The organism is uncultured Sphingomonas sp., assembly GCF_946477935.1.
Lineage (GTDB): Bacteria > Pseudomonadota > Alphaproteobacteria > Sphingomonadales > Sphingomonadaceae > Sphingomonas.
In genome coordinates, this window is sequence record NZ_CAMLAC010000004.1 from 14,036 (window position 1) to 28,292 (window position 14,257).

Consider the following 14,257-nt stretch of genomic DNA (forward strand, 5'->3'; position numbering starts at 1 on the left):
TATCCTTCAGATCAACGCACGGGTGCGAAGGAGAAGAGCTGGGTCCGGATCGACGAAGGCGCACCCGGCTTGAACCAGTTGGTATCCTGGATATGACTGGCGGTGACGTACATCCGCCCGTCGGCCCCTTCCGAGAAGGTGTCGGGCCAGCGCAGGCGGCGGTCGGTAAGCACCGTCTCGACCGCGCTGCCGTTCAGGCGCTTGATCGCATAATCCGTCGGCGAGGTGAGATAGAGGACACCCGCCTTGCTCATCCACAAGCCGTCGGCGACATGCGTCCGGGCGACCGTCCTGACGGCCGCGCCGCGTGTCTGCTCGGACACGTCCTGGCGGAGTTGCTCGGTATCGATCGCGTACAGTGTCTGGCCGGTAAGGGCCTGATAATAGAGCGTCCTGCCATCGTTCGAAATGGCGATGCCGTCAGCGGCGAACAGCGGCTGGCGCCCGTCGGGGCGACGCAGCGGCTTGCCGTCCAGCGTGACGGTGACGGTCTTGTCGACCTGTGTCGAGGGGTGGCCATCCAGCGCGCGCCAGCTTTTGCCGCTATCCAGATCGACGACGATGATGGCGCCGCGCGTACCGCTGTCCGTGATGTAGCCGATGCGACCGTCGGGCGAGAAGCGGATGTCGTTGAGATAGGTGCCCTGAAGCGCGACGGTCTCCGGCACCGGGATCACCTTTGTCACCTGATTGCTGGCAAGATCGACCTTCACTAGCTTGGGCGCGCCGGGCAGAATCTTCTCGTTCCCCGGCGCACCGGGATCCAGCACCCAGAGATTGCCCTGTCCGTCCGGCACGATCGACTGGACGCAGACGAAATGCTCGCCCACCGGCAGTTCGTTCGCGCGGGCATTGCGCCACGCGTTCCACTTCGCGTCCGGATAGGGGCGCAACGACCCGTCCTTCATCACCTCGGCGACCGACACCGGGGCATCGTCCGTCCAGCGCGGAAAGTTGACGAAGCGGCGGCCATCCGACGTCACCGCCACGCCGGTGACCTGATGATCGAACTGCGCTTCCTGGTGGAGCGCGTTGCTGCGATCCTGTGCGGAGGCGACGCCGACCGCCGCCGCGGCGATCAGACCGATGGCAGCGATGCCGGCGGCATAGGGGGCAGCGTTCTTCATCGGCAGGCTCCAGTCGGTGCGATCGGTCAGGGTGGCGGGGTCGCCGGTGAACAGGTGGATCAGGTGCCGCGCGACCACGTCCGGGTTCTCGCGCTGGGGGAAGTGCCCCACGCCGGCGAGACGGATGATGCCGAACGGACCGGTGAATTTGGCCGAAACGTCTTTCGCGGCGGACGGTGGGTTCACCCCGTCCACCTCACCCTGAAAATACAGGGTCGGCAACGACAGCGACTTGGTCGCCGCAACCTTGTCGGCCAGCCAGCGGCTCGCGGGATCCGGCTCCGCCTCGTCCCAGCGCGCGCGATAGCTGTGTACCGTGACATCGGCCCAGTCGGGATTGTCGAAGGACCGCGCGACGCGTTCGAAAGTCGCTTCGTCATACCAGCCGGGTGGCGACCAGTTGTTCCAATGGATGCGCGCAAACGCCTTGCGGTCATCCTCGACCGCCCTGGCGCCGCGGGCGGTCGCCATGAACCAGTGATACCATTGCCGCTGCGCCTGTTCGAAGGGCGGCGTCGGCATTCCGCCCAGCCGCGGCGGGGTACTGAGCATCGCCATTCGTTCGACCCGATCGGGCCAGCCGACCGCCAGCGCCTCAGCCGCGTTCGATCCCCAGTCATGCCCCGCGACCATGAAGCGATCGATGTGGAGCGCATCCATCAACGCGATCGCATCCATGGCGAGGATCGCGCTGTCGCCGGTGCGTGGTACATCGTCGGCGACGAACCGCGACGCGCCGAACCCGCGCAATGTCGGCACGATTACCCTGAGACCGGCGCCCGCCAGTTGCGGCACCACGGCATTCCATGTCGACGCATCGTCCGGCCAGCCGTGCAGGAGCAGTACAACAGGGGCGTCGCCTGGCCCGCTATCGGAATAGGCGATATCCAGTCCGCCAAGACGCTGTATCGGCATCGCCGGCCATCTCCCTTCACGCGGGAGACACAACCGCCCGCACCGGCTGAGGGTTCAGCACGATGCCGCACTATGACGCGGTTTTTTTGCCGATATCGATGAGGCTTGGCAGGAAATCCGGGGCCGTCTTCACGTTTGCTGGAGCAACTCCGCCATGTCGACCACGCGGTGTTCGCGCGCGCTGATCTCGGCTGCGGTGCCGATCGCCACGGCGCGCAGGCCATCCTCGGCGGTGACCTGGACCGGCGCTTCGCCCCGCACCGCGGCCAGGAAGGCGGCGTGCTGGTAATAAGTGGCGCCGTGATGCGATCCGGCGCGCATCGCCGCGTCATCGACCGAGATGTGCGTGATTTCCGGCGTTTTGGGCGCGGGCCATTCGATGCGCGGGCTGAAGATCAGGTCGCCGGGCGGGATGAGCACGTCGAGCCGCGCCTTGTCGCCCGTCGCGGAGATCTCCTCCTGATGCTCGGCACCCTCGGCGAACATGCACAGGTCCAGCATCGCGCGCACGCCGTTGGCGAACTCCACCACGGTGTAGCTGTTGTCGATGATGTCCGGCCGTTCGCCGCCATAGCGTTCGTCCAGATGGTTCACGTCCATCCCGCCCGAGCAGAACACGCGCACCGGCTCCGATTGGACGATGAGCCGCATCAGGTCGAAGAAATGGCAGCACTTCTCGACCATCGTGCCCCCTGTATTCCGCGAAAAGCGGTTCCAGTCGCCGACCTTGCGCAGGAAGGGGAATCGATGTTCCCGCATCGACAGCATCTGCAACCGGCCGATGCGGCCGCCATGCACCTGTTCGATAAAGGCGGCGGCTGGCGGCATGTAGCGATATTCCATGCCGGTCCAGAAGGGCGCCGCACGGTTCGCGGTCTGCTCCACGATCCAGCGCGCATCCGCCATCGTCGTCGCCAGCGGCTTTTCGCACAGGATCGCGGCATCGGTCGCGAACAGCGGCGCCAGCACGTCGCGGTGGGTATAGTTGGGGGAGGCGATCACCACCGCATCGACCCGCGCCTCGCGCGCGAAGCTTTCCACGTCGCTGAATGCCGCGACCGAGGCCGCACCATCACCCAGCGCATCGCGCGCCCAATCCAGCGAATGCGCCACCGGGTCGGCGATAGCTGTGACCTGTGCGCCGGGAAGAATTGCGATGTTGCGGATATGCTCGACGCCCATCATGCCGGTGCCGACGATGCCGTAGCGAACGGTTGAAGTCATACCCAATTTCCTATTTACCTGATGGGCATATGCACAAGCTCCTTCCAGATCGCCAGCCCCGCCAACTCGGCAACAGCGACATGTCCGTTTCCCCGCTCGCCTGGGGGATGTGGCGGATGACCGGGGAGGTGGCGGCCGCCGCCACGCTGGTCCATGCCACGCTCGACGCCGAAATCACGCTGTTCGATACCGCCGACATCTACGGTTTCGACGCGCCCGAAGGCTTTGGGGGGGCGGAGGCGATACTGGGTGCGGTGCTGGCGGCGGACAAGGGCCTGCGCGGTCGCATCGTGCTGGCGACCAAGGGCGGGATCACGCCGCCGGTGCCCTATGATTCAAGCGCCGACTATCTGGCCGCGGCGTGCGACGCCTCGCTGCGCCGCCTGCACACCGATGTGATCGACCTGTACCAGATCCACCGGCGCGACTTCCTGACCCATCCGCAGGAGGTGGCCGCCGCGCTGACCCGTCTGGTCGAGGCGGGCAAGGTCCGCACCGTCGGCGTGTCGAACCACAGCCCGGCCGAACTGGGCGCGTTGCAGCGCTTCCTGAACCTGCCGATCGTGTCGACGCAGCCGGAATTCTCACCGCTGCGTGTCGCGCCCCTTTATGACGGGACGCTGGATCAGGCGATGGCGGCGAATGTCGCGGTGTTGGCCTGGTCGCCGCTGGGCGGTGGGCGGCTGACCGATGCGACGCATCCGGCCGGCGCCTTGCTGGCGGAACAGGGGGCGGCATATGGCGTCGATGCGGTGGCCGCGGCACTAAGCTGGATCATGGTGCATCCGGCGCGGATCATCCCGATCGTGGGATCGCAGAATGCCGACCGCATCCGCGCCGCGACCGACGCGTTCAAGGTCGAGTGGACCCGGGAACGCTGGTATGCGGTGATGCAGGCGGGCAGCGGGGAGCGCCTGCCATGAACGCCCCCGCATTGCCGCCGTGCGAGGTGAGCTGGTTTTCCGCGCTGTGCGATGACGATTACGAGTTTCTGGGCGTGCCCGACCCGAAGCTGGCGTCGAGTTTCGAGCATTGCCGCGACATCGTGCTGCAGGCGGAAAGCGGCGGGTTCGACAATGTCCTCCTCCCTTCCGGCTATGCGCTGGGGATCGACACCACCGCCTTTGCCGCGGGCATGGCGGCACTGGTGTCGCGCATCCGCCTGTTGATGGCGGTGCGCATCGGCGAAAGCTGGCCGCCGCAACTGGCGCGCCAGATCGCCACGATCGACCGGATGCTGGGCGGGCGGCTGACCGTCAACATCATCTCCAGCGACCTGCCGGGGCAGACGCTGGACAGCGCCCCGCGATACCGCCGTACGGTGGAGGCGATGCACATATTGCGCACGCTGCTGAACGGCGAGCATCTCAGCCATGACGGCGAGTTCTGGCAACTGGATGTCGCGCCGCCGCGCGTGACGACGGTGTCGGGCCGCTGCCCGTCCTTTTATTTTGGCGGCCTGTCGCCAGCAGCACGCGATGCCGCGGCGGAGGGCGCGGACGTGTATCTGATGTGGCCCGACACGATGGAGGGGGTGCGCGGCATCGTCGCCGACCTGCGCACACGGGCAGCCGCGCGGGGACGCACGCTGAAATTCGGCTACCGCGTCCATGTCGTGGTGCGCGAGACGGAGGACGAGGCCCGGCGCGCCGCCGACCGCCTGCTGTCGAAGCTGGACGCCGATACCGGCGCCGCCATCCGTGCCAAATCGCTGGACAGCCAGTCGGCCGGCGTCGCGCGGCAGGCGGCCTTGCGTGAGGAAGCGGCGCGGCAGGACGGCTATGTCGAGGACAACCTGTGGACCGGGATCGGCCGGGCGCGCTCGGGCTGCGGCGCGGCAATCGTCGGCGATCCCGATCAGGTGCTCGCCAAGCTGAACGCGTACCGGGCGGAGGGGATCGAGGCGTTCATCCTGTCCGGCTATCCGCATGCGGCGGAGGCGGACCTGTTCGCGCGCCACGTGCTGCCGCACCTCGATCACGCGCCGCTCCGGCCTTGACCTCCTCCCTTTCGCGCTCGCGCGCGTGGGCGCTGTTCGCGCTGCTGTGCGCGGCGGGCATCTTCAACGCGATGGACCGGCCGATCATCGCCATCCTGAAACCCGACATGTCGGCGGAGTTCGGGTGGAGCGATGCCGATTTCGGGCGGCTGGCCGCGGTGACGCAGTTCGCCGCCGCGCTGTCCTATCTGTTCACCGGCTGGATGATCGACCGGTTGGGCGTACGCCGGTCGATGGTGGTCGGCGTGACGGCGTGGAGCCTGGCCGCGGCGGTGCATGGCTGGGCGATGACCGGGTGGCAGGTGGTCGCCGCGCGGGTCGGGCTGGGTGCGACCGAGGCGGTGCAGACGCCGCTGACCATCAAGACGGTGGCGACGCTGTTCGGGCCGAAGCTGCGCTCGCTCGCGATCGGCGCGGGCACGCTGATCGGTGCGGCGGGCACGATCACCTTGCCCTTCTTCATCCCCGTACTGGCGGCGGCCTGGGGATGGCGCGGCGCGCTGATCTTTGCCGGGGCGGGCGGGTTCGCCGTGCTGGCGTTGTGGTGGATCGCGGCGCGCGGCGTCGTGTTCGACGACCGGGCTGAAGACCCCGAGCTGGATTATGCCGATGGCGCGGCGCCCTATGGCCCGATCCTGCTGGAGCGGCGGACCTGGGCGATCGTCGTCGCCAAGGCTTTGTCCGATGCGACCTGGTGGCTGCTGAACTTCTGGCTTCCCGATTTCTACCGTCGCGAACTAGGGCTTTCCACCGAGCAACTGGGCCTCCCGCTGGCGATCGCGTTTCTGGGGTCGGGGCTGGGCGCGCTGCTGGCGGGCTGGGTATCCGGGCGGCTGATGGCACGCGGCTGGCCGGCTGCACGGGTGCGGGCGGCGGTGATGCTGGTCTCCGCCCTGGTGGTGGCGCCGGTGCCGGTCATCCTGCGCATCGACAGCTATTGGGCGGTCACCCTGATGATGGGTGTGGTGCTGGCCGGGCATCAGGGCTTTTCGCTCAGCATCTTCGGCACGATCACCGACGTGGTACCGCGCGCCAAGGTCGGCCGGGTGACCGCGTTCGGGGCGTTCTGCGGCAACCTGGGCGGTGTCGCGATCGTGTGGGTGACGGGTGCGGTATTGAGCGCGGGCGGTGGCTATACGCCGTTGTTCGTGTTTGCCGGGGCTTCGTACCTGCTGGGGTTCGCCTGGCTGCGGGTGATGATGCCGCGGGTTCTACCCTCTCTCCGTGGGAGTGGGCACGCTAAAGCCTGACCGTTCCGCTATGAAGTAAAGCCATATTCCCATTTCGCGAGTGGGATATACAAACGACCCCGAAACAATGATGCCGGGGAGCCTGTTCATGAACCATCTTTTCGCCCGTGCCGGCGTGGCCACCGCCGTGCTGGCCGCGGTGCTCGCCACGCCTGCGATGGCGCAGGAAGCAGTCCCCGTGACCGAGGAGAGCGAGGCGCGGGGCGCCGACATCGTGGTGACCGCGCAGAAGCGGGAGGAGCGGTTGCAGGACGTGCCGGTCGCGGTGTCGGTGATCGGGGGCGACCTGATCGCGCGACAGGGCGGGATCAACCTGGAAAGCGCGCAATATCTGGTGCCGACGCTCAACTTCCGCAAATCTGGGACGAGCATCAACCAGTCGCTGTTCCTGCGCGGCGTGGGCACCTCCACCTTCTCGATCGCGGGCGAGCCTTCGGTGTCCACGGTGGTGGACGGCGTCGTCTATAGCCGCGCGGGCGAGGCTTTCAGCGATCTGGTCGATATCGAGCGGATCGAGGTGCTGCGCGGGCCGCAGGGCACGCTGTTCGGCAAGAATGCGTCGGCCGGTGTCATCAACATCGTCAGCCGCAAACCGGGCCGCGAACTCTCCGGCTATGCCGAGGGCGGCTTCTTCTTCGACAACGGCAACGAATACCGCGCCCGCGCCGCGATCGACGTGCCGCTGGGCGAGCGGGTGTCGAGCCGCATCACCGGCTTCTACAGCAATTACGACGGCAACCTGTTCAACGAGGCGCCGAACGTGAATGGCCGCGTCAACGGCTATGACCGCTGGGGTGTGCGCGGCATCGTGGTCGCCGATCCGACACCCGACCTGACGATCACGGTGATCGGCGATTATCGCAAGGCCAGCGACAATTGCTGCGCCGAGGTGATCGGGACGACGCCGACCAACCTGGCCGCTCAGATCCTGCCTACCCCGCAAGGCGACCGCACGCGCCGGGTACGTCAGAACCTGGTCACCGCGACGAACGAGGAAAGCTATGGCGGGTCGCTGCAGGTCGATGCGACGCTGGGCGCAAACACGCTGACCTCGATCACCGCGTGGCGGCGCTACGACAATACCGAGATCCGCGACGGCGACTGGCTGGCGCAGCCCTATGTCAATGCCGGGCTGAACCAGTTGCACGACTTCGGACCGCAGGTGGGGCGTACCTTCACGCAGGAGGTGCGGATCACTTCGCCGAGCGGCGGGCTGGTCGATTATGTCGGCGGTGTCTTCTATAGCTGGGCGGATACCGAGCGCACCTTCCGCCGCGACGTCACGCTGTGTGCACCGAACGCCACCGTGCTGACCGGGTGCGACGCACCGGGCGTGACCGTGACACGGCCGACGGGCACCGCCAATTTCGGGTCGACCTTCAAGAACCTTGCGGCTTTCGGGCGGTTCACGGTCAATGTCAGCGACCGGCTGCGCCTGCTCGGCGGCATCCGCTTCACCCATGACCAGTTGAACGTCTTCCATATCCGCCAGACCGCGCTCACCGGGCCGGGTATTCAGCCCAATTTCGACCAGGGCGTGTACGATCGTTACGTCTCGCTGGTCGCGGGCGGCGTGGCGCCGACCGCTGCGCAGACGCAGGCAGTGGTCGCCTCCAACGGCATCCCGTTCACCACCAAGACGACCAACGACAACTGGTCGGGCATGGCCGGCGCGCAGTTCGACCTGTCGCGCGACCACACCGTCTATGCCACCTGGACGCGCGGCTATAAGGGGCCGGCATACAACATCTTCTACAATCTGGCCGGCACCGGCACGAACGTGATCGAGCCGGAAACGGTCGACAGCTACGAAGCGGGGATCAAGAACACGCTGTTCGGCGGCAAGCTGGTGCTCAATCTCGCCGCTTATTATGCGCGCTACGACAATTTCCAGGCGAATAATCCGGATGTGGTCGCGGGCGTGCTGGTCACGCGCTTCACCAATGCCGGCCGCATTTCGACGCGGGGTGGCGAGCTGGACCTGATCTGGAACCCGGCGCGCGACGTGTCGGTGTCGGGGGGCCTGGCCTATACGGACGCGCATGTCGACGCGTTCCGCCAGCCGACCGGCACGGTGACGGGCGTGATCGCGCCGGGCACGCGGCTGGCCTATGCCCCGGAATGGAAGGCGTCGCTGGCCGGCGACTGGCGCATTCGCACCGGCGGGGTGGTGGACATCGGGCTGAACGCGCAAGGGTCGTGGCAGTCCGACCAGATCAGCCAGTTCGATGCCTCGCCCGCGATCCGGCAGGCGACCACGATCGGCGATTATGCACTGGTCGACCTAGGTGTCGCGCTGATCGACGCAAGCGACCGGTTCCGGCTGGGCTTCCAGGTGAAGAACCTGTTCGACCAGAGCTTCGCGGCATCGATCACCAGCGGTGGGCCCGGCGGCAGCTATCGCTACATCATCCCGCGCGAGGCGGACCGGTATTTCGGGGTGATCGGGCGGATCGGCTTCTAGCGACAGGTCGCGCGAAAACCTCATGCACGTTGGCGCAGGCCGGCGCCCGCTGGCCTATCGCCGGTCCATGATGACCGATAACCGGACATGGGCGCATGGCTGAACCTTCCCTTCGCGATTGCCACATCCTTGTTGTCGAGGATGAATATATGCTCGCCGACGAACTCCGCATGGAGCTGGAAGATGCAGGTGCGGTCGTGCTGGGCCCGGTGGGCAGCGTCCAGGATGCGGCAGCGCTGATCCGCGCCAGCGATCCCATCCATGGCGGTATCCTCGACGTGAATCTGGACGGGGACATGGTGTTCGCCGCGGCGGATCTGCTGGCGGAACGCGGCGTGCCCTTCGTGTTCACCACCGGCTATGACCAGTCGGTCATTCCGGAGCGGTTCTGCGGCGTGGTGCAATGCGAAAAGCCGATCAACCTCAAACTCGTGACGCGGGCGATCGGGCGGGTGATCCGGCGCTGAGCGGGTGAAATCTGTTACCGGTCAGGAAACACAAGGCGCAGGCCATGGTTGAGGCAGGACGCCATGGGAGACGCGCAATCGCACCGATAACCCAGCCCGATACGACACCGCCGAGCGGCGGCCATGGGCGCCGCATCGTCATCGTGGGGGGCGGGTTCGGCGGACTGGCCTGTGCACGGGCGCTGGCAGGCGCCGATGCAAGGGTCACGCTGGTCGACCGACGCAACCACCACCTGTTTCAGCCGCTGCTGTATCAGGTGTCGACGGCGGCCCTGTCACCCGCCGATATCGCCGCGCCGATCCGCCGGGTGCTCGCGCGTGCCCGCAATGTCGATGTCGTACTGGCCGATGTCGTCGGGGTGGATACCGCGGCACGGGTGGTGAAGCTGGCGCATGGCGCGGACCTGCCTTTCGACCAGCTCGTGCTGGCGACCGGTTCGGCCTATAATTACTTTGCGCACCCCGAATGGGCGGCGCACGCGCCGGCGCCCAAGTCGATCGCGGACGCTCGCACGATCCGCGCGCGGCTGTTGAGGGCGTTCGAGGAAGCGGAGCATTGTGCGGATCCGGTGCGCCGCGCGGCGCTGATGACGATCGTGGTGGTCGGTGGTGGTCCGACCGGGGTGGAGATGGCGGGGACGACCGCCGAGCTTGCCCGCTACACGCTGCGCGGCGACTTCCGCCACATCCGGGTCATCCTGGTCGAAGCAGGACCCCGGCTGTTGAATGCGTTTCCGGAGCATCTGGGCGACTATGCCGCGCAAAGATTGCGCAAGATGGGGGTGGAGGTGCGCGTGGGCGGGGCGGTGGAGCGGATCGAGGACGGGTACGTGGTGGTGTCCGGCGAACGGATCGATGCGGCCAATGTTGTGTGGGGCGCGGGCATACGTGCGGCAGAGGGCGCCGGCTGGGTCGGCGGCACGGACGACCGCGGGGGCCGGATCGCGGTCGACGCCAATCTGGCGGTGACCGGACAGCGCGACATCTACGCGCTGGGCGACGTGGCGTTGTTCCGGCAGGACGGCGCACCGCTGCCTGCGCTGGCACAGGTCGCGCAGCAGCAGGGCCATCATCTCGGCCGTGCGCTGCGCAAGGCCGGACCGCCGCCACCTTATCGTTACCGCACACGCGGGGACACGGCGGTGATCGGGCGCCACGCCGCGGTCTATGTCTATGGCCGCTTTACGCTGACCGGCCGCATGGCATGGCTGTTATGGTCGATCGTCCACGTCTATCTGCTGATCGGGTTCGAGCGGCGGACCTCGGTAATGACCCAGTGGATCTGGCGCTACTTCACCTTCGAGCGGGGTGCGCGCCTGATCGACTAGCGGGCCGCAAGGCGGGCGCGGGTGACGCGTGGATCTTCGTACAGGTCGCGGATGCCGCGCCGGCGATAGACGTTCCACCAGCGTTGCCAGCGATGCTCGGCGGCGTCGTGGATCATGTGGCACCGCTGGCACAGCGCCTTTAGGTTGACGAGCGCATTGTTGCCGGGATCGTGATCCAGATGCGCGCAGGCCAGCACGACATAGGTCATGCGCACCCTCGACAGCGTGAAGCCCTTGACCGCCACCCGCTTGCCACGATCCGAGCGCCAGCACGCCGCACCTGCATCCCACCAGCGGCCGTCACCCAGATGCGCCACCCGCTGCCGGTGCGGCCGCGCACACCGCTCGCACCGCGCACCCGCGCGGGTGAAGCGCACCGCATGCGAAAGCTGCTGCCAGTCGATCGGGTAGAGCCATCGGTTTTCAGGACGGATCGGCATGGGGATTCTATGAGTCACTTGGTTCACGGGGGGAAGCGAAATCTTTGGCCGCACGCCTGTTTCTTTTGGTGAACGGCTGCTGCGCCCGGTCGTTGTGTCCCTTCCACTCCCAAGAAACGTCAGGACGTACCACCATGCCGATCAAGGCCATCCTTTTCGACATCGACGGCACGCTGATCGATTCCAACGACCTGCATGTGCTGGCTTGGGAAGAGGCGTTTGCGGGGATAGGCGCGCGCTTCGATCGGCAGACGATCCACGACCAGATCGGGAAGGGGACCGACATGCTGGTCCCCAGCCTGCTACCCGACCTGGACGAAGAGGGCGTAACCCGGCTGGGCGAGGCGCATGGTGCGATCTTCAAGGACCGATATCTCGATCGGGCGAAGCCGTTTGCACAGGCACCCGACCTGCTTGCCCATGCCCATGGTCTGGGCCAGTCGGTGGTGCTCGCATCCTCGGCGTCGCGGGAGGAGCTGGATCACTATCTGGGCGTGCTGGATGTGCGCGATCTCGTCGCGGAGACGACCAGCGGCGACGATGTCGCCCGGACCAAGCCCGCCCCGGACATATTCGCCGCCGCACTGGACAAGCTGCCGCAGATGGCAGCGGACGAGGTGATCGTCGTCGGCGATACACCTTATGATGTGGAGGCGGCGGGGCGATGCGGGATCGCCGCGGTCGCGCTGCGCTCGGGCGGGTTCACGGACGACGCTCTGATGGAGGCGGGTGCGACCGCGATCTACGATGATGTTGCGGCACTGCTGGCGGATTATGCCGCGTCGCCGCTGGGCGATATCGCCGATTGAAGAAAATTTACCGCATTGCGGCGGGACTTCCCCGTGCCTCGATCGTTACGCATCCCGTTCCATTCTGGTTACGGAGGCATCATCATGAACACGACCACGCTGAAGGGTGAGGCGCAGGATCTGGGCGGCAACGTCAAGGAAACCGTTGGCAAGGCGATCGGCGACAAGCAGATCGAAAACGAAGGTGTCGCGGATCAGATCATCGGCAATGCCAAGCAGGTTGCCGGCGCCGCCAAGGATGCGATCGCCAATCCCGGCCCGGTGATCGACAAGGCGACCGGTTTCGCCAAGGCGCGCCCCTACGCCACCGCCGCGCTGGTCGGCGTGATCGGTCTGGCCATCGCGAACACGCTTCGCGGCAAGTGAGTGACGGGTCCGGGCCGCCCCTGCGCGGCCCGGGCCATGACCGCTTGTGGCCAAGCTGATCCTGTGTCGGCGATAGGGAATAACGCTATCTGCCGCCGGCTGCGCATGCTAATCGGAAATCCATGAGTAAAGCGGCGCCCTTTCGTTATTCCGTGCCGGTCCAGGCGTCGGACATCGACTTCATGGGGCATGTCAACAATGCCAGCTACCTGAACTGGGTGCAGAATGCGGTGATCGATCATTGGCGGTCGCTGGCACCGGCGGATGCGGTCGCCCGCCACCTGTGGGTCGCCCTGAAGCACGAGATCACCTATCGCCGCCCAACCTATCTGGGGGACGATGTGATCGCCACGGTCCTGCTGGAAAAGGTGGAAGGCGCGCGCGCTTTCTACAACACGATCATCCGGCGTGGCGAGGATGTGCTGGCCGAGGTCCGGTCGAGCTGGTGCTGCATCGATGCCAAGACCTTCCGCCCCGCGCGGCTGGCGCGCGACGTGGTGGAACGCTTCTTCCCGACCGCTGCGGCCGACTGACCGCGGCAGGCCCGCCGGGCCATGTTACGCGAACGGCTCGGACTCTGATCGTCCTCTCGGCAATGTCATCCGGCCCGATTGCCTCTGCCGACGCGGAACCAGGCGACGCCGTGTAGCGATCCTGACCGCAGCGAAGCGGAGCAAGGTCGATGCGGATAAACTCTACTGGAAAAGTCGCGGGACTGGCCCTGGCAGGCGGGGCGGCCTTGCTGCTCGTCCGCGCGCTGCGGGGCGGCAGTACCGATGTCGGCCCGGAGGACGAGGCCGACGAAGCCGCAACCTATCCGCCGCTCGATACGCCCAAGCCGGTCGCCGACAATGTCTGGATCGTCGATAGCGGTCCGATGCGGCCGGGGGGTATTCCGATGCCGGTGCGCATGACGGTGGTGCGGTTGGCGGATGGTGCGCTGCTGCTGCATTCCCCGACGCAGGTGAGCGATGCGCTGGTCGCGGCGTTGGAGGTGCTGGGGCAGGTGCGGCACCTTGTGGCGCCGAACGTTGCGCACTGGAGTTATCTGGAGGGGTGGCAGGCGCGTTTTCCGGATGCGGTGACCTGGGGTGCGCCGGGGCTGCGCGGCCGGCGTCAGGTGCGCGCGGCGAAGGTACGGATCGATCGCGATCTGAGCGGAGAGGCGCCGGAGGCGTGGCGGGAGGAGATCGCGCAAGGGCTGATCCGCAGTGCGGGCTATGCGGAGGTGTACCTGTTCCACCGCCCCTCGCGCACGCTGATCCTGACCGATCTGGTGCAGCATCTGCGATCACGGAGCCTGCCCGCGGTCACCCGCGCCTTCTCGCGACTGGCCGGGACCCAAGCGGGCACGACACCGCGATATCTGCGCGTGATCCTGTACCTGCGCCATGCCGACGTCGTGGCCGCGCTGCGCGCGATGCTCGCACTTGCGCCCGAGCGGGTGATCTTCGCGCATGGCGCATGGTTCGCGCAGGATGGTACGGCACGGCTGCGGCAGGCGCTCGCCTGGGTGATCGCATAGAGCGGGCGTTACTTCCCGCTCTCGCCCGAGCCGTCCGGCTCCGCACTTCCGGTCGACCCGCCATGGCCGGGCCGCCGCCCGCCTTCATCCAGCGCCTCGGCGATCGCGCTGCGGTGGGCGCGGTGCTGCACCAGCGTCGCGTTCAGCGCCACCAGTTGGGCCTCCGCCGCGGCGGTCGGCAACTGCTTCAGGCGCAGGCTGGTGACGCGTTGTTCCTGCTGCACGATATGCCGCTCGCCCTGCGCAATGTGGCGATCCACCATATCGAGATCGGCGCGGGTATAATGCGTCATCCCGCCATCCTAACTTCGATTAGCGCCACCGTCCATGGTGCCGCAAAAGC

General features: G+C 66.9%; 14 protein-coding genes. 10 read left to right on the top strand and 4 right to left on the bottom strand.

All coding sequences use genetic code 11. From position 1 onward, the window contains the following. Positions 1-11: 11 nt before the first annotated feature. Both Q0U08_RS01100 and Q0U08_RS01105 read right to left on the bottom strand, forming a co-directional pair. The gene (locus Q0U08_RS01100; RefSeq protein WP_298089212.1) at positions 12-2,042 is read right to left on the bottom strand and encodes an L-dopachrome tautomerase-related protein; all 2,031 of its coding nucleotides are present in this window, start codon (positions 2,040-2,042) and stop codon (positions 12-14) included. Between the two features lie 129 nt (positions 2,043-2,171). Next, a complete protein-coding gene (locus Q0U08_RS01105; protein WP_298089214.1) occupies positions 2,172-3,266 on the bottom strand; it encodes a Gfo/Idh/MocA family oxidoreductase in 1,095 nt (364 codons plus the stop codon). 80 nt (positions 3,267-3,346) lie between these two features. Here Q0U08_RS01105 and Q0U08_RS01110 point away from each other — a divergent pair, with 80 nt between their 5' ends. The 6 genes from Q0U08_RS01110 to Q0U08_RS01135 all read left to right on the top strand — a co-directional run bounded on the left by Q0U08_RS01110 (position 3,347) and on the right by Q0U08_RS01135 (position 10,774). Further along, a complete protein-coding gene (locus Q0U08_RS01110) occupies positions 3,347-4,189 on the top strand; it encodes an aldo/keto reductase (RefSeq protein ID WP_298089216.1) in 843 nt (280 codons plus the stop codon). Continuing rightward, positions 4,186-5,265 carry an LLM class flavin-dependent oxidoreductase gene (locus Q0U08_RS01115; RefSeq protein ID WP_298089217.1) on the top strand — a complete coding sequence of 360 codons (1,080 nt, stop codon included), beginning with the start codon at positions 4,186-4,188 and terminating at the stop codon, positions 5,263-5,265. Before Q0U08_RS01110 ends, Q0U08_RS01115 begins: the two co-directional genes overlap by 4 nt. Continuing rightward, positions 5,262-6,515 carry an MFS transporter gene (locus tag Q0U08_RS01120; RefSeq protein ID WP_298089219.1) on the top strand — a complete coding sequence of 418 codons (1,254 nt, stop codon included), beginning with the start codon at positions 5,262-5,264 and terminating at the stop codon, positions 6,513-6,515. The genes Q0U08_RS01115 and Q0U08_RS01120 overlap by 4 nt, the downstream gene beginning before the upstream one ends. A gap of 88 nt (positions 6,516-6,603) precedes the next feature. Then, positions 6,604-8,979 carry a TonB-dependent receptor gene (locus Q0U08_RS01125; protein ID WP_298089220.1) on the top strand — a complete coding sequence of 792 codons (2,376 nt, stop codon included), beginning with the start codon at positions 6,604-6,606 and terminating at the stop codon, positions 8,977-8,979. Between the two features lie 95 nt (positions 8,980-9,074). Next, positions 9,075-9,446 carry a response regulator gene (locus Q0U08_RS01130; RefSeq protein WP_298089221.1) on the top strand — a complete coding sequence of 124 codons (372 nt, stop codon included), beginning with the start codon at positions 9,075-9,077 and terminating at the stop codon, positions 9,444-9,446. A 44-nt stretch (positions 9,447-9,490) separates the two neighbouring features. Beyond that, complete coding sequence (locus Q0U08_RS01135; protein ID WP_298089222.1) at positions 9,491-10,774, top strand: NAD(P)/FAD-dependent oxidoreductase; 1,284 nt, start codon at positions 9,491-9,493, stop codon at positions 10,772-10,774. Here the strand turns inward: Q0U08_RS01135 and Q0U08_RS01140 are convergent. Beyond that, a complete protein-coding gene (locus Q0U08_RS01140) occupies positions 10,771-11,214 on the bottom strand; it encodes a hypothetical protein (protein WP_298089223.1) in 444 nt (147 codons plus the stop codon). The two genes, Q0U08_RS01135 and Q0U08_RS01140, sit on opposite strands and share 4 nt — an antisense overlap. 134 nt (positions 11,215-11,348) lie before the next feature. Between Q0U08_RS01140 and Q0U08_RS01145 the strand changes: the two genes are divergently transcribed. The 4 genes from Q0U08_RS01145 (at position 11,349) to Q0U08_RS01160 (ending at position 13,914) form a co-directional block, all read left to right on the top strand. Further along, entirely contained in the window at positions 11,349-12,023 is a 675-nt protein-coding gene (locus tag Q0U08_RS01145) for an HAD family hydrolase (protein WP_298089224.1), read from the top strand. A gap of 84 nt (positions 12,024-12,107) precedes the next feature. After that, positions 12,108-12,389 carry a CsbD family protein gene (locus tag Q0U08_RS01150; protein ID WP_298089225.1) on the top strand — a complete coding sequence of 94 codons (282 nt, stop codon included), beginning with the start codon at positions 12,108-12,110 and terminating at the stop codon, positions 12,387-12,389. Between the two features lie 122 nt (positions 12,390-12,511). Further along, positions 12,512-12,922 (top strand): thioesterase family protein, encoded by a 411-nt coding sequence (locus tag Q0U08_RS01155; RefSeq protein WP_298089226.1) that lies wholly within the window; start codon positions 12,512-12,514, stop codon positions 12,920-12,922. Between the two features lie 149 nt (positions 12,923-13,071). Next, positions 13,072-13,914, top strand: a complete 843-nt coding sequence (locus Q0U08_RS01160) for a DUF4336 domain-containing protein (RefSeq protein WP_298089227.1) — start codon at positions 13,072-13,074, stop codon at positions 13,912-13,914. Positions 13,915-13,922: 8 nt separating this feature from the next. Here Q0U08_RS01160 and Q0U08_RS01165 read toward each other — a convergent pair whose 3' ends face one another. Then, the gene (locus tag Q0U08_RS01165; protein ID WP_298089228.1) at positions 13,923-14,207 is read right to left on the bottom strand and encodes a hypothetical protein; all 285 of its coding nucleotides are present in this window, start codon (positions 14,205-14,207) and stop codon (positions 13,923-13,925) included. Positions 14,208-14,257 lie beyond the last annotated feature (50 nt).

Bases quoted from the DNA above. Each gene is read 5' to 3' on its own strand.
- Q0U08_RS01100 (WP_298089212.1), bottom strand. From the start codon at position 2,042: ATGCCGATACAGCGTCTTGGCGGACTGGATATCGCCTATTCCGATAGC.
- Q0U08_RS01105 (WP_298089214.1), bottom strand. From the start codon at position 3,266: ATGACTTCAACCGTTCGCTACGGCATCGTCGGCACCGGCATGATGGGC.
- Q0U08_RS01110 (WP_298089216.1), top strand. From the start codon at position 3,347: ATGTCCGTTTCCCCGCTCGCCTGGGGGATGTGGCGGATGACCGGGGAG.
- Q0U08_RS01115 (WP_298089217.1), top strand. From the start codon at position 4,186: ATGAACGCCCCCGCATTGCCGCCGTGCGAGGTGAGCTGGTTTTCCGCG.
- Q0U08_RS01125 (WP_298089220.1), top strand. From the start codon at position 6,604: ATGAACCATCTTTTCGCCCGTGCCGGCGTGGCCACCGCCGTGCTGGCC.
- Q0U08_RS01130 (WP_298089221.1), top strand. From the start codon at position 9,075: ATGGCTGAACCTTCCCTTCGCGATTGCCACATCCTTGTTGTCGAGGAT.
- Q0U08_RS01135 (WP_298089222.1), top strand. From the start codon at position 9,491: ATGGTTGAGGCAGGACGCCATGGGAGACGCGCAATCGCACCGATAACC.
- Q0U08_RS01140 (WP_298089223.1), bottom strand. From the start codon at position 11,214: ATGCCGATCCGTCCTGAAAACCGATGGCTCTACCCGATCGACTGGCAG.
- Q0U08_RS01145 (WP_298089224.1), top strand. From the start codon at position 11,349: ATGCCGATCAAGGCCATCCTTTTCGACATCGACGGCACGCTGATCGAT.
- Q0U08_RS01150 (WP_298089225.1), top strand. From the start codon at position 12,108: ATGAACACGACCACGCTGAAGGGTGAGGCGCAGGATCTGGGCGGCAAC.
- Q0U08_RS01155 (WP_298089226.1), top strand. From the start codon at position 12,512: ATGAGTAAAGCGGCGCCCTTTCGTTATTCCGTGCCGGTCCAGGCGTCG.
- Q0U08_RS01160 (WP_298089227.1), top strand. From the start codon at position 13,072: ATGCGGATAAACTCTACTGGAAAAGTCGCGGGACTGGCCCTGGCAGGC.
- Q0U08_RS01165 (WP_298089228.1), bottom strand. From the start codon at position 14,207: ATGACGCATTATACCCGCGCCGATCTCGATATGGTGGATCGCCACATT.